Genomic DNA, 13756 nt, shown 5'->3' with positions numbered 1-13756 from the left:
AAAATTAGCTACACATTTTAATTTTTTTCTTATGGAAGAACGTGCAGAATTGCAGGGGCTACACCGCCTGCTGCAGTTTTTTGTCTATTTTTTTCTCTTTCTCGATATTGCCTATTTTATTCTTATCCCAGGTGCTGAGTGGAAATCCATGCGCTCTATGCAGGCAGCACTCACTGTGCATCAAGCAATGGGCAGAATAATTATTTATAGCTCACCATTATCGAGCAGGCTTTTTATTTTAGTATTGATATGCCTGAGCTCGATTGGAACGCTCAGCAAAAAACAGCGCAACATATCGGTAAGCAGGCAAATACTTTTTCCGCTGGCTTCCGGGCTAATGCTTTTCTTTTTAGGGTTGATTTTTTTTACCTCAAAACCTGTGCTGGTCTTTGGACTTATTTTTTATCCGATAATTCCATACACCCTCATGCTGTTATCGGGCGCGGTTTTACTGCATAGCGCTCTGGACAATGTTTCCAAAATCATTAGTTCAAAGTTTGGAAAGGACAAATGGAACATAGAGGCAGAATCCTTTGAGCAGGAAACCAGCTTATCCAGGGCTCCTCTGGCGGTGAGCATTCCAATGCTTTTTTATTATCAAAAGCGCATCAGAAAGGGATTCATAAATATTGAAAATATTTTTCGTGGAACCCTGCTCATCGGCACTCCGGGTTCAGGGAAATCCTTTGGTGTGGTGATGCCCTTTATCCGCCAGCTCATAGATAAGCAGTTTTGTATCTGTCTATATGATTTTAAGTTTCCTGATCTGGCCAGCCTTGCATACACCCGCTATCTAAAAGCTAAAAAATTGGGGAAGACAAAATTAGCTTTTCATGTCATTAACCTAAATAATGTAGAGCTTTCAAGGCGAGTGAATGTTTTTAAAAGTGAATATATCCCCTCCCTGGCGGACGCTTCTGAGACCGCGGAAGCGCTGGTTGAAGCTTTAAAGAAAGGGGATAAGTCAGCGGGTAGCGACCAGTTTTTTACCCAAAGTGCTGTAAATTTTCTTTCTGCCTGCATTTATTTTTTTTCACGCTATCAGTCCGGGCAGTTCTCTACTCTTCCGCACGTGCTGGCCTTTTTGAATCATTCTTACCAGGAAATATTTGATTCTCTGATGAGTAATCCGGAACTCTCGTCGCTACTTTCCCCCTTCAAGAGTGCATACCAGGCAAAAGCTTTTGATCAGCTTGAAGGACAGGTGGGGACATTGAAAATTTTCATCTCCAGGCTGGCCACTCTGGAAACCTTTTGGGTATTTTCAGCAGATGATTTCCCGCTAAAAATAAGTGACCCAGCTAGTCCCTCGATACTGGTGCTGGCTAATGATCCCTCTACTCAAAATATCAATTCAGCCTGTTATTCAGTGGTGCTGAACCGGTTAACACGGCTCATTAATTCTAAAGGAAACCTGCCCAGCGCACTAATTCTGGATGAACTGCCAACCATTTTTGTTCACCGTATTGAAAACCTCATCGCTACCGCCAGGTCCAATAAGGTTGCCGTGCTGATGGGACTACAAGAACTCCCTCAGTTTCATCAGCACTATGGAAAGGAGGTGGCAAACACCATTTGCGCGGTGATAGGCAATGTATTATCTGGCTCGGTGCGAGCAAAGGAGACTTTGGATTGGTTAGAAAAACTCTTTGGGAAGGTAAAGCAGGAATCCCAGAGCATCTCTATTGACCGCTCTAAAACTTCGATTTCATTATCTGAACGCTTAGAAAATTTAATTCCATCTGGAAAAATCGCCTCACTGAATACCGGAGAGGTGGTTGGTATTTTAGCCCGGGAACCTCGGGCAGATTACAATGGGAGGTTTTTTTCCTCAGCGGTTAACTGCAAAATAAATCTGGATTTGCCTGCCATCGCCAAAGAGGAAGCCGCCTATTCTCCAATGCCTGTATTTTATGATTTCGGGGATAAAAAACAGGCAGTACTCCTTGCAAATTTTAAAAAGATAAACGATGAGGTTTCTGGAATCATTGCCCGCTTTGGGAAAACTCAATAAAAGTGAGAAAAATAATATGGAAAACTTTAAAGGAAGCATCGCTCTGGTCAAGGACCAAATCGATGAATATTTATCTGTGATGCGCATTGGTGTAATCACCTCGATAGATGACAGCTCATTATTTGCCCAACTCGCCTTTGCTGATTCAAGTTCAGCCAGGTTTGCAAGTAAGGATATACTGCTTTTAAAAGACAAGGCCGAATTATATACCTTTCTGCTATCCTCCCCGGAAAAAATTCCGCTTGGGGATTTTAAACTTCTTTTTCAGGTTAGCATGCTTCAGGATAGGGGAGATTCATCCTCACACATTTCCGCCTGTCAGCTGCTAAAATCTTCCCCATCAGCGCTCACCCTGGCTACAGAGCCGCTTAGCGAACGCCTGCAATCCAGGCACACCGGGCATCAGGCAAATACTCCATCAAGGTGAGCGGCTTTTTTAGTCTCTATATTTCTATATTTTTCTTTTGCTCCTGTATCCCCTTAACCCTCAAGGCTCAAGTTAGCTTGCCGCTAGAAAAAATCCAAATGACTAGCCCTTTTGGGTTTCGTATTCACCCCATTAGTGGATCTAAGCAGTTTCATTCCGGTATCGATCTCTCTGCGCGCTATGAGCCAGTATATGCAATCCTTTCAGGAGTGGTAAATGCTACCGGCGAGGATGAGATCATCGGAAAATATGTAAAAATAGACCATGGCGGCATGCAAAGCATCTATGGGCATTTATCCTCGGTTTGGGTGGGCAAGGGAGATACTCTCCACAGTGGACAAATCATTGCGGTTTCCGGGAGCTCTGGCCGCTCCACTGGCCCTCACCTTCATCTTTCAATAAAAATCTCGGGAAAATTCTTTAACCCGCTGGCAGTGATAAAAGTGCTGCTGGCCTCAACACTAACTAAGCATATGGACACCTATTCAACAATTGAAAATGACAAGCTCTCCCTGGCCGCAATCTTATACTTGCTGGCTGAAAGAGGAAGCATCTCGCTCTCTGAAACTCAGGCCAGGGAGTATGGCGTAGATCAGGCTGATGAGCTGCCGATTGAAGAGGAAGGAGGGGATGATGGATTCTAAAAATATTCCGCTATACCAGCAAGTGGCAAGCATGCTTATCGAGCAGTTGGAAAAGGGTACCGCTCCCTGGCTTAAGCCCTGGAGTAGTGATGGTATTCCTCAGCTCCCCTTCAATGTGATCTCATCAAAGCGTTACAGGGGTATAAATGTGATGAATCTTTTGCTGAAGGGGCACGAAGATCCCCGATGGCTTACTTTCAAACAGGCCGAATCCATTGAGGCTACCATCAACAAGGGAGAAAAAGGTACCTTTATTCAATTTGTGAAAACACACCAGCAAAAGAGTCTGCGGGATGATAAAGGTCGGCTCCTTTTTGATGAGACCGGAAAACCGGTGAGTGAGCTGCTGCCACTAAGCAGACCAATCGTTTCTTCAGCATGGGTTTTCAACGCCGAGCAGGTGAGTGGTCTTCCCCCGTTAAGAAAGCCTGAATCACTGCAAACCGCCTGGGATCCGCTATCCCGGGCAGAAAATCTTCTAACCGCCTCTGGCGCTGAAATTAATCACTGCTATATCGATAGCGCTTATTATGATGTGCGCTATGATACCATTACCCTGCCGGAGCGTTCCCAGTTTTCTGCCGCAGATAAGTATTATGCCACAGTGCTTCACGAACTCTCGCACTGGACTGGCCACCCCACGCGCTTAGATAGAGCTTCGCTATTGACTCAAGGCATGATTGCCTACAGCAAGGAAGAATTGCGCGCTGAAATTGCATCTATGATCATTGGGGCAGAAGTGGGCATTGGTCATGACCCAGACCAGCATGCATCCTATGTGGAGAGTTGGGTATCGATACTAAAAGATGCGCCTCTGGAAATCCATGCAGCTGCGGCAGATGCCGAAAAAATATTTGATTTTCTGATGGAAATCGAAAGAAAAAGGTCAATCGATATTCCCTCTGATCTACAGCTCACGACCATTAATGGAAAACAGCTCAAATTTTTATCAACCGGGGATGAGTTCTTATATGAGGATAGCATATACAGGGTTGAGGGACATTTAAAACAAGGAAGGCTTCGAATGTCGCAGATGCCCTCGGGAATTCAGTTTTCACTCTCCAGTACGGATCCTCTTTATGCCGTTTTGCTGGCACAAAAGCTTAATCAAGCCCCAGGTCTTTGTGAATCAATAGACCATAAAACAGAAAAAAACATTTATCAACCTTTAAAGCGATGAACTATGAAAACCCAATTTAACCTGAGTGAACTTCCTTTAAGTCAATTTGAAGCGCTCGGGATCTATCGAGATAGGCAGCTTCTATTGGAGCCTGAAGAAATCAGCACCTTGCTTTCTGGAAGAAGAACGACCCTGATTTCCCTACATGAGCTCAAAGGAGCAGATTTTAGCATAGAAAGACTTGATGCAAGACTTTCACTTCATCGACAGCCTACTGGAGCAGTAGAGCTGCTGATCCATCCGATTTATAGGAACGCTCGCGCGCACCCGCTGCTCAATAACCAGGAAATGCAGGAGTTGATCTCTGGCTCCAAATCTTTCATCGGAAAGGCAGTGGAAAGGGAAGAGGGAGTGGCTGCGATGTATAATATTGAGTACGACCAAAGCACCCGCGATTTTGTAGGCTATTATGTATCCAAGGTGCAGGCGCCTGAAAGGGTGAATGGGATGCTGCTTAGCGAAGAAGAAAAATCGGCCTTTCAGCGTGGCGAATTATTAGAGCTTTCTGATGGAACCAAGTTGCAGCACCGTGCAACTGAGCCCAAGGGTATGCTTTCCGACCGGAAAGCACTCGTGCTCTCGGTGTTACTCGACGGAGGTATCAGCTACCTGTTACTGCGGGGCATCAACTCTCTAAGTGGAACGCAAGAACAGCGGGATCACAAAACACCAGCATTTAATGCTGCACTCTTGGAAATGGAAGGCAGTAAGGTGCTTAAACAACGCGAATTTATAAGCCCTGAGCTGCAGGTTCAACCGCAAGGGCGGGGAATGGGTAGGTAAGGTTAAAGCTATTTATAAATATAAAAAACAAAGATTATGGACGAAAAAAATTTTGAATACTTGAAGAAATCACTTGATTATCTAGGCTTTGGAACACACTTAAATCAGGTTTTAATGGAAGGAATAAATAAACAAAGTATTTCCTTCTCCATAGGCTTTAACCAGCGGTACATTCCATCGGAATTTAAGTCAAATCAGGGCGCGGGAGTCGATCAGATGCACTTTGAGATTTATCTCAACAAATCAAAGACCAGTGAAGTATATTTTCTAAGTTCTATGGTGGCGAAACTCACTCGCTATAACAGCAGTGTTCCCATTCAAAAAACCTTTGAGATGGATAAGCAAAACCGGATCTCTGCGCTTCAGGCCTATAAGCTCCTTTGTGGTCAAAGCTTCCAGAAAGAGATTTTCGTTTTGGATTTAGATGATCTGGAAGGAAATAAAAATAAACGAGTACCAGTATGGCATAAGCTTGATCTAAAAGTCACGGGTAAAGATGGTGAACATCCGATGAAATTATTTTTCCCGGAGTATGGTTTTGATTTAGAAAAGACCTTTGACAGGTATCCCATAGCGGATATGCAAGATTCAGAGAAGCGGGAATCGGCAATAAAAGCATTAAAGTTTGGCAACCTGATTTCTCTGAAAATGGAAGTAGAAGATAAGATAATGCCTGTGTACCTTTCGGCTGATCCGGAGTATAAAGCCCTGAATGTGTTTAATGAGCGCATGGAGACGATAAGAAACGAGCGAATATTTCCCAACGAGGATACAAACCAAAATATAACAACAGGGTTTGCTGTTCCTGTAAACCAGCAGGAACAACAGCAGGATAATAATGCCAGGATGAAAAGATAATTTTAGTGCTTTCCACCTTGTTTTATTCCCTTAACGAGCACCAGGAGCGTTTAGTTTCTTTTGGTTATAAATGGCGCGCTGCAGCTACCTGGGCATGTAATTTCATTTAAAAGTACCACTGGATAAATGTTGTGTTTTTGAGATAAGCAAAATTTGATCTTTTCTGAAAATAAAAAAAAATTACTTATTCTTTTACTGACCTTCGGTTGCCTTGTTATAACATTAGGGTAATAGAGATATGCATTATATTAAACAAATTCATTTTAAATGGGTTGTGTTGGAAAGAAAATATTATGTCTGATAAAAATACGAGCGATATTCAAAAATTTATTAAATCTTATGAGCCTGCTAAATTTAAAATGCTTTCCCGGGGAATTGAGGTAAGGGGAATTAAGGATATACACAGGGGCATCACCTATGCTAATGAGGTTATCCAAAGATTAAGTTTGAGGCTAACTATATCCCATAGTGCTGAAATGGCTATGTATGGCAGTTTTGAAGTATTGGATGCTTAAAGCAGTTATCCCTACCGGAAAGATGATAAATCTTTCCGGTAGGGATTTTTGTATAACTCAATTTTTTTTAGGTGGTTATTAGTCTAGAGGTCAAAGGCATTAACCCTCGTTTTTAGACTCATTTTCCTTTGATTTAGATTTATCACTCTCCTGATCAAGCTTAGTCCCTTCGCCATCTGCAAAAGGAATCTCCTCCTTCGCGTAGGCAGGTTGATCCGGGTTCTTTTTTTCTTCTTCTGTCTTTTTTTCCTTGTTCATCTTGCTGTTTTTTAAGGTTACTATTGAATTTATTGCCTATTCACGTATTACCAGTCTCAAAGTTTCCGGTTCTCTAAAGTATGATGTCTGTTAGCTTCCCCTGATCGGTTGCGGAATTGCCGGCTGGAGCAGTTTCATTGTAAGATGTCCTAAGGTTTTCAAGGTACTGTTGTAAGTTGGTAAACTGCTCATTAACCGAAGCCGTTTCTTCTTGTGTATGCTCTGGAGCCCCATCCAGACTTTTCATCATTTCCATAGAATAATCCATGTAGTCTTTTAGGTTTTCCGAAAGAAGTTCTTTTTTAATAATCATAGTAGGTTTTTTTAAATAAGGTTATTCATGAATCAGTTAGCTGCTAAAAGCTTTGTTCTAATGGAATGGTTAGCGTATCAAAGATTTTCTTTGTCAAATCACTTTCAGATATTTTAGTGATTATCTGCTAAGCTCCATTGAGGATAATCGAAACCAGAACTTGATTTTTACAGTTTATTATTAATGTTTCTTTACCTGCATTTACGTGGGTTTGAACATGGGACAATCCCACGCCAACCGCTTGCTTTCCTGTAAATTATTCCAGTTAGATCCAGTGAAGGGAATGTAAATGAACTCATCTGTAATCATAATCAGTGCTTAATTACTAAACAACACTCATAGCTTAGGAAAAGTTCGCTTTCTTTTAAAATATCGGGAATTTTGAAAGAGATTATCTGCCGGTTGAAACTGCGATATCCGCTTAGTCTGAAAGGAGGTATTACTGACACAGCATAACATAAAGCAAAATATTTTGTGCCTGTATCCGGTGATGAGAGAAGACCCCTTTTGTTCAGTTGAACAAATAATTCCAATCCTAATTGTTAATTAAGCCTACTGACCAAAGAAGGCCGCATAGTTATTATAGTACATTGATATTTTAAGTTTGTGATGGTTTCCGCTAATTGGGTTTGTTTTGTTACAAATAATTGATAAATTTGGGTTTGTTTTGTTACAAATAATTGATAAATTTGGGTTTGTTTTGTTACAAACATCGGTATGCCGTTTAAAAGAAGTCTAGAAAAATATCTTAATGATTGGAAAATAAGTTCCTCACGTAAGCCACTAATTGTGAGAGGTGCCAGACAGGTAGGGAAGACAACTTTCATCAAGAATTTTGCGAATACTTATCGTCACAAAATTTTCCTAAATTTAGAAAAAGAAGGTGATCTTCGATATTTCGATAGTTATGAGGATGTGCAAAGTATCCTTGAGGCTTTGTTGTTGGGGCACAATATTCCATCTGCAGAAATAAATAATACACTTCTATTTATCGACGAGATACAGGAAAGTCCCAGAGCAATCCAGTTGTTGCGTTATTTTTATGAAGAAATACCAGACCTACATGTTATTAGTGCTGGGTCGCTTCTGGAGTTTGCTATGAGGCACGTGCAAAGCTTTCCAGTGGGTAGGGTAGAATTTGTGTATTTACATCCCTTGAATTTTCAGGAATATCTTAATGCAGTAGGCAAGGGACAACTTTTAAGCCAGCTTAAAATAGTGCCAGTAAATAATATTGCTCATCAATTGCTAATGGATGAGTTTAACAGATATGCAATTGTTGGGGGGATGCCTGAAGTTGTGAAAACGGATGCCAAACAAAATAAACTTTCGGATCTGCCAAAAATTTACGAAAGCATATGGGGAACATATAAGAATGATGTTGAGAAATATACTTCCAACCAGACAGAAAGAAAAGTTATAAAGCACCTAATGGATACTGCACCCCTCTATCTGGATGAGCGTGTAAAATTTCAGGGTTTTGGTAATTCCAATTACAAGTCCAGGGAAGTTGGGGAAGCATTCAGAACCCTGGACGATGCTAAAATTGTTCGTTTGATTTATCCAACTACCGATCAAGATGTTCCACTTAAAGCCGATCTAAAGAAGTCACCCCGACTACAGTTTCTGGATACCGGGCTGGTTAATTATGCTCTTGGAATACAAACTGAGTTGCTGGGTATGAGTGATCTGAGCAGTAGCTTTAAGGGAGCACTAATACCGCACCTGGTTACTCAGGAACTGATATCACTTGAACAAATTTCTTCTCACAAACCATATTTCTGGGTTAGGGAAAAATCTCAGTCCAGTGCCGAAGTTGACCTGCTTTATGTATATAAAAATTTGGTTATTCCTATCGAGATTAAATCGGGTGCAACTGGAAGTCTTAAGTCTCTCCATCAATTTATCGATACTTCAGCGCATCATTATGCAATTAGGATTTATGGAGGTGTCTTTAAATTAGAAAGAGCAATTACCCCTAGTCAAAAGCCATACTTGCTACTAAACCTGCCATATTACACGGGAACTTGTTTACCTCAATATGTTGAGTGGTTAGTTCAACAAGAGTTTTAGACGATAGACATAGAGGTTGCGGATATTGAAAAATTTAGATGGCAGTGATAGGGGATATGGCAGAGGTATAAATGTCACTTATTAGATTATTATATTATGCACACTAATAAAAAAGAATTAATTGAAATCCTCATCTGGAAAGAAATTCGATAAATTTAAAGCTTGGTACGAGCGCAATATTGCCCGTGTTTTAAACATACCAGTCGTGTTACCTTATTGTTTGTAACCCTGTCATTAGGGCTGGTGGTTCTATTTTTTATGTTGATAGGTACTGAACTATTTCCGGTTGTGGATTCTGGGCAAACACAGGTTAGACTTAGATTGCCAGTGGTCAGGGTGCCGCCCTAGTAAAGAAGTATCGGAAATACCAGAAAATGCGAAAAAACAGGAAGATTTCGATCAGGACCGACAAATAGATGCTAAATTGTAGGAACCGGTGTACTGTCTGTGTTCTTTTGTTTCTTTCCGTAAAAAAAATATTTGTGTGTATTAACTTGATTGCGAATGCTTTAGGTTATGATGATGAGCTCACAAATATTCACATTTGGGGTCAAAATATCAAGTATTTGAGCCCATAACGCCAGATAATTGAGCTTATTAAAAAATAGGCTCATTTTTCCTTTATAATAAGCTCAAAATCGACTATATTTGAGCTTATTATTAGATATAATGAGCTTATAAATGGCGCAACTTGACATAGACATTATTAATTTTTTACGGGACAACCCTCAAAGTTCTTCTCCTGAAATTCACAAGGGTATATCCAAAGGTTCATATGCCACCGTTAAAAGGGCAATAGCCATCTTATTGGCGAATGGACAACTACAGGCTACAGGACAACGCCGTGCAACTCGGTATCAGATAAGTTCGGTAAATCAGGTTTTAGGCCAGATAGATATATCGGCTTATTTCCAAAGGGAAATTGATGAACGTGAAATCCAGGAAGGTTTCAATTTTCAGCTAATTAATGAGGTGCTTATGAACGTCAGCATCTTTACCGAAGAGGAAATTACCCAATTACAACGACTACAGGAAGAGTTCAGATCAAATGTAGCTCACATGAGCGAAGCTGCCTACAGTAAGGAAATGGAAAGACTTGCAATCGACCTAAGCTGGAAATCGTCCCAAATCGAAGGTAATACCTATTCATTGCTGGAGACTGAACGACTGCTAAAAGACAAAGAAACTGCCGCAGGAAAACCCAAGGATGATGCTACCATGCTCTTAAACCACAAGGAGGCACTCAACTTTATAATTGAGAATCCAGATTATGTTGTCCCTTTAACTATTGCACTGATAGAAGATATTCACAGTATCCTCATTAAGAATCTTCAGGTTGAACGAAACATCCGCCAGCGGAGGGTAGGTATTTCTGGGACTAACTATAGACCCTTGGACAACGAGCATCAGATAAGGGAAGCGTTGGAGGATATGTGCCGATTAATCAATCTCAAGGAAAATATATTTGAGAAGTCGTTACTGGCATTGGTTCTATTGTCTTATATACAGGCATTCAATGATGGAAATAAAAGGACAGCCCGGATTGTAGGTAATGCTATCCTTATCGCTAACCAACATTGCCCGATTTCTTTCAGGACAATTGACTCTGTAGAATATAAAAAAGCGATGCTTGTATTCTATGAACAGAATAACATCAGCGTCTTTAAGAAAATATTTATTGAACAGTTCAGGTTTGCGGTAAAGACTTATTTTTAGCATATATTTATATATTTAGGTCTCAACAAAATCAACTTTAAAAAGCTTACAGCTTGTCCGCACAAAGGATATCACTATATCTGATCTGCAGGGTTAGCACCCTCCCTGAAATCTGTTTTTCGGTAAGTTCGATATTCGGTACCTTATTATAAGGAAAGGTTTTTTGATTAGTGTTATTTTAGAGACTACATTGTGAAGAATATTACATTGAAAACTATTCGTATTTAAGAGGTTTATAGTCAGTTCTTAACAGAACGTTTATTAAAAACTCAGTCATCTTGAAATAAATATTTAGATTTCTTGTGTTATTGAAAATTTAAATTTTAAGCCTTTAATTATTAATTAGCTAGTGGTTCCCAGATCGGTTTGTCATCAAAAAGCAGTGTCAGGAATATTAAACTAAATACTGCAAATGAGGGCATTAGAATCAGAAATTTCGGAAATTGAACGGTATTCCGTTTCGATTGTGTAACCATTGTTGAATTGTTGTTTTAATCTATTTAGCGCCTTCTAGTTCATGGTATTTATTCTTATACGTTAGTTTTTCAATGAAATGATTGTTATAATTAATACTCCTTAATTGCAATCTTTAAGAACTTAAAAGAGCTGATCAGTGCCAGCTCGAAGTGAAACTCATGAATTCTACTTATCTTGCTTGGGTGAGGAAAGTGTGAATCTTTCCACCTGATTCTTTATTGGTTTCAAGCTTTGTAGGTAAGTATAAATTGCGCCCAGGTCTTTTTCATTCATTCCTGCGTACATTGTCCATGGCATGGGTGTATTCATGCCCTCTTTGACTACTACGGGTGTATGTTTTCCAGCCTCAAAGTTTTTAAACCGGGCAATAAATGCTATTTTGTTCCACTGCCCGATACCAGTGCTTTCATCTGGTGTGATATTACTCGAGCGAACAATGCCTGTAGGTAAGCCGAATTCCATTCCGCCGCCAAACTCGGTTCCTTTGATGATTGCGCCTTTGTCGGTCTTACTGTGGCAATCCACACAACCTGCAGCATTAACCAGATATGCACCATACTTTATAGAGTCTGCGGGGTTTGGCTTCTGTTGAAAGTTTGCCTTTTTCGGCATCGTATTGATCAGGAAGTTTACTGGAAAATCAGATTCCGACTTAGCTACATCATGCTTCACCGCCTTTAATGTTCTTAAATAAACAATGATATCATAAATGTCCTGCTTGTCCATTGTTCCAAAGCGATGCGCAGCCATAACCGGAAACAGGGCCTTGCCATCTTTGTTAACCCCGGTGGTTATTGCCCTGAAGATTTCACCATCTGTCCAGTTTCTCAGGCTATATGGTGTTAGGTTAGGGGCGATGTAGTTTCCAGGGAAACCCATTTTTTGATTAAATACTTCGCCACCTGCGCCAAAGCCCTTATCCTGCATCGGGCCTGCAAACTTTGTCCAGTCTCTTGAGCTATGGCAATCCATACATACGCTAACGTGGTTGGCCAGGTATTTTCCGTTTTCGAGCCGAGATGGTTTGGATACAATTTTTAAGTCTGGCGCTGGTCCTACGTTAGGTAGTGCGACCTTTACATAAGTGCCTGCAGCAAATGCTAACAGGCAGACAAATCCCAGTAGGATCAGAATAATTTTGAGCGTTTTCATAATTCTTTTATTAGATATTTAAATCTAGTAAAAAAAACGCATTGATTTATAAGGGTTTAGGTAAAAAGTGCCCGGTTTTGAAATCGGGCACTGGTATCTGTAGTTGTTATGTACTTTGAGTCTTTTCGGACAGTCTTTCTACAGAAAATACGCCGTTTCCTTGAATTAAAAAACAGATCAAGCCAAGCAATACCGAAAAAGAAAACCAGAATTCCGAGTAAGGGCGGAAAATTCCACCAGAAAGGTTGATTAAAAAAGTGGCTACTAAAAGGATTGGAAGATTCAACAAACAAAAGGTTCTTGTATGCGTACCCAGCGCAATTGCGAGCCCACCAATGATGTGTAAAAGGATAATCAGGTGGGCCAATATACTGATGGAAACAGCGGTGCCTAATTGCTCACCCCTCATTAAGCTGTTAAAAGCTTCCATGTTAGTCCAAAAGGCTACGCCTTTCCAAACCAGTGTAATTCCTAATGCGATTCTGAAAAAGTCTAACCAGGCAGGGTGATGGCTATCGCCCCAATCCTGAATTTTTTTTATTGCGCTCATGACTTCTATATATTGGTTATAAGCAATTTACGAAAAAAAATGTTCGTGTAGGTGTTATATAAGATTTTAAGTCATAATTCTTTTTTAAAATGCCAAACTTGTATTAATGAACCAATATCCTCTTATCCTTATTTTCGGCCTTAAAGACGGATGTTTATTGAAAATCTAGTTGGCTTTAACCTAAATATTCAAAAGCAATTACATGTTAGTGAACAGCTATAACCGATTTATGGCGTAGTCTGCTTAATGTTTCTAAGCGTATACCCAGATAGCTTGCAAGAAAGCGAAGTGGAATTCTGTTGATATTAAGCGGACTACTTTCGAGCTTAATGTACCTTTCAAGTGCTGATGGTATTCTGGCCAGAATCGACCTTTCTGAAGCCGCATGATACTGCATTTCTAAAAGTTTCCGACTAATTAAACTGGTTTCCGGGTAACGAATAGAGAGTAAATCTACGTTGTGGTATGGAATACAAATCAGTTTGCAGTCTTCTACTGCCTGAAGATACTCTTTAGAATGTTTTGATTGTTGGTTAGGGTGGCGAATGGCAGCGATAAGCTCGTTTTCGAAACTAAACCAGGTACTAATATCCTTTTTACCTTCCCTTACAAAACCCCTAACTACTCCCTTAAGTAAGAAGTACATGTAATTATTATTATCAATAGGAGATAAGATAAACTTATTCTTTTTGACATCAATAAATTTACAGTTTTCTAAATGGTAATTGATAAAGCCTTCAGATAAGGGATGAAACTGTCCAAGGAAATTAAAGAGCGGTTGCATTAACAAGCGATT

14 protein-coding genes are annotated in these 13756 nt (G+C 40.2%); 9 read left to right on the top strand and 5 right to left on the bottom strand.

Annotation, left to right across the window (positions count from 1 at the left end; genetic code table 11):
- The first annotated feature begins 31 nt into the window (after positions 1-31).
- From ACFOUY_RS17325 to ACFOUY_RS17295, 7 genes are all read left to right on the top strand, one after another.
- Positions 32-2014 carry a type IV secretion system DNA-binding domain-containing protein gene (locus ACFOUY_RS17325; protein WP_378962464.1) on the top strand — a complete coding sequence of 661 codons (1983 nt, stop codon included), beginning with the start codon at positions 32-34 and terminating at the stop codon, positions 2012-2014.
- A complete protein-coding gene (locus ACFOUY_RS17320) occupies positions 1971-2441 on the top strand; it encodes a hypothetical protein (protein WP_378962463.1) in 471 nt (156 codons plus the stop codon). Before ACFOUY_RS17325 ends, ACFOUY_RS17320 begins: the two co-directional genes overlap by 44 nt.
- Positions 2438-3085, top strand: a complete 648-nt coding sequence (locus ACFOUY_RS17315) for a M23 family metallopeptidase (RefSeq protein ID WP_378962462.1) — start codon at positions 2438-2440, stop codon at positions 3083-3085. Before ACFOUY_RS17320 ends, ACFOUY_RS17315 begins: the two co-directional genes overlap by 4 nt.
- Positions 3072-4265 carry an ArdC family protein gene (locus ACFOUY_RS17310; protein ID WP_378962461.1) on the top strand — a complete coding sequence of 398 codons (1194 nt, stop codon included), beginning with the start codon at positions 3072-3074 and terminating at the stop codon, positions 4263-4265. Before ACFOUY_RS17315 ends, ACFOUY_RS17310 begins: the two co-directional genes overlap by 14 nt.
- Positions 4266-4268: 3 nt before the next feature.
- Positions 4269-5048 (top strand): DUF4099 domain-containing protein, encoded by a 780-nt coding sequence (locus ACFOUY_RS17305; RefSeq protein ID WP_378962460.1) that lies wholly within the window; start codon positions 4269-4271, stop codon positions 5046-5048.
- A 36-nt stretch (positions 5049-5084) separates the two neighbouring features.
- Positions 5085-5906 (top strand): hypothetical protein, encoded by an 822-nt coding sequence (locus tag ACFOUY_RS17300; protein ID WP_378962459.1) that lies wholly within the window; start codon positions 5085-5087, stop codon positions 5904-5906.
- A 293-nt stretch (positions 5907-6199) separates the two neighbouring features.
- Complete coding sequence (locus tag ACFOUY_RS17295) at positions 6200-6421, top strand: hypothetical protein (RefSeq protein WP_378962458.1); 222 nt, start codon at positions 6200-6202, stop codon at positions 6419-6421.
- A gap of 99 nt (positions 6422-6520) precedes the next feature.
- Here the strand turns inward: ACFOUY_RS17295 and ACFOUY_RS17290 are convergent, their stop codons facing one another.
- The gene (locus tag ACFOUY_RS17290; protein WP_378962457.1) at positions 6521-6679 is read right to left on the bottom strand and encodes a hypothetical protein; all 159 of its coding nucleotides are present in this window, start codon (positions 6677-6679) and stop codon (positions 6521-6523) included.
- Between the two features lie 73 nt (positions 6680-6752).
- Positions 6753-6992: a hypothetical protein gene (locus ACFOUY_RS17285; protein ID WP_378962455.1), complete on the bottom strand. Its 240-nt coding sequence runs from the start codon at positions 6990-6992 to the stop codon at positions 6753-6755.
- 717 nt (positions 6993-7709) lie between these two features.
- On the opposite strand from ACFOUY_RS17285, the gene ACFOUY_RS17280 reads away from it, so the two are divergent.
- Entirely contained in the window at positions 7710-9065 is a 1356-nt protein-coding gene (locus tag ACFOUY_RS17280; RefSeq protein WP_378962454.1) for an ATP-binding protein, read from the top strand.
- A gap of 681 nt (positions 9066-9746) precedes the next feature.
- A complete protein-coding gene (locus ACFOUY_RS17275) occupies positions 9747-10781 on the top strand; it encodes a Fic family protein (RefSeq protein WP_378962453.1) in 1035 nt (344 codons plus the stop codon).
- Between the two features lie 642 nt (positions 10782-11423).
- On the opposite strand, the gene ACFOUY_RS17270 is transcribed toward ACFOUY_RS17275, so the two are convergent.
- From ACFOUY_RS17270 to ACFOUY_RS17260, 3 genes are all read right to left on the bottom strand, one after another.
- Positions 11424-12410, bottom strand: a complete 987-nt coding sequence (locus ACFOUY_RS17270; protein ID WP_378962452.1) for a c-type cytochrome — start codon at positions 12408-12410, stop codon at positions 11424-11426.
- A 106-nt stretch (positions 12411-12516) separates the two neighbouring features.
- Entirely contained in the window at positions 12517-12960 is a 444-nt protein-coding gene (locus tag ACFOUY_RS17265) for a DoxX family protein (protein WP_378962451.1), read from the bottom strand.
- Positions 12961-13165: 205 nt separating this feature from the next.
- Positions 13166-13744, bottom strand: coding sequence for a Crp/Fnr family transcriptional regulator (locus tag ACFOUY_RS17260; RefSeq protein ID WP_378962450.1), 579 nt, complete (start codon positions 13742-13744; stop codon positions 13166-13168).
- Positions 13745-13756: the final 12 nt, after the last annotated feature.

It is taken from the genome of Pedobacter jamesrossensis (genome assembly GCF_042650905.1).
GTDB classification, from domain to species: Bacteria; Bacteroidota; Bacteroidia; order Sphingobacteriales; family Sphingobacteriaceae; genus Pedobacter; species Pedobacter jamesrossensis.
The sequence above is the reverse complement of the archived record's forward strand: the minus strand, read 5'-3'. Positions and strand labels throughout refer to the sequence as shown.

Excerpts from the sequence above, each read along its gene's own strand:
- ACFOUY_RS17325 (WP_378962464.1), top strand. The coding sequence starts at position 32 with ATGGAAGAACGTGCAGAATTGCAGGGGCTACACCGCCTGCTGCAGTTT.
- ACFOUY_RS17320 (WP_378962463.1), top strand. The coding sequence starts at position 1,971 with ATGAGGTTTCTGGAATCATTGCCCGCTTTGGGAAAACTCAATAAAAGT.
- ACFOUY_RS17310 (WP_378962461.1), top strand. The coding sequence starts at position 3,072 with ATGATGGATTCTAAAAATATTCCGCTATACCAGCAAGTGGCAAGCATG.
- ACFOUY_RS17305 (WP_378962460.1), top strand. The coding sequence starts at position 4,269 with ATGAAAACCCAATTTAACCTGAGTGAACTTCCTTTAAGTCAATTTGAA.
- ACFOUY_RS17300 (WP_378962459.1), top strand. The coding sequence starts at position 5,085 with ATGGACGAAAAAAATTTTGAATACTTGAAGAAATCACTTGATTATCTA.
- ACFOUY_RS17295 (WP_378962458.1), top strand. The coding sequence starts at position 6,200 with ATGTCTGATAAAAATACGAGCGATATTCAAAAATTTATTAAATCTTAT.
- ACFOUY_RS17290 (WP_378962457.1), bottom strand. The coding sequence starts at position 6,679 with ATGAACAAGGAAAAAAAGACAGAAGAAGAAAAAAAGAACCCGGATCAA.
- ACFOUY_RS17285 (WP_378962455.1), bottom strand. The coding sequence starts at position 6,992 with ATGATTATTAAAAAAGAACTTCTTTCGGAAAACCTAAAAGACTACATG.
- ACFOUY_RS17280 (WP_378962454.1), top strand. The coding sequence starts at position 7,710 with ATGCCGTTTAAAAGAAGTCTAGAAAAATATCTTAATGATTGGAAAATA.
- ACFOUY_RS17275 (WP_378962453.1), top strand. The coding sequence starts at position 9,747 with ATGGCGCAACTTGACATAGACATTATTAATTTTTTACGGGACAACCCT.
- ACFOUY_RS17270 (WP_378962452.1), bottom strand. The coding sequence starts at position 12,410 with ATGAAAACGCTCAAAATTATTCTGATCCTACTGGGATTTGTCTGCCTG.
- ACFOUY_RS17265 (WP_378962451.1), bottom strand. The coding sequence starts at position 12,960 with ATGAGCGCAATAAAAAAAATTCAGGATTGGGGCGATAGCCATCACCCT.
- ACFOUY_RS17260 (WP_378962450.1), bottom strand. The coding sequence starts at position 13,744 with ATGCAACCGCTCTTTAATTTCCTTGGACAGTTTCATCCCTTATCTGAA.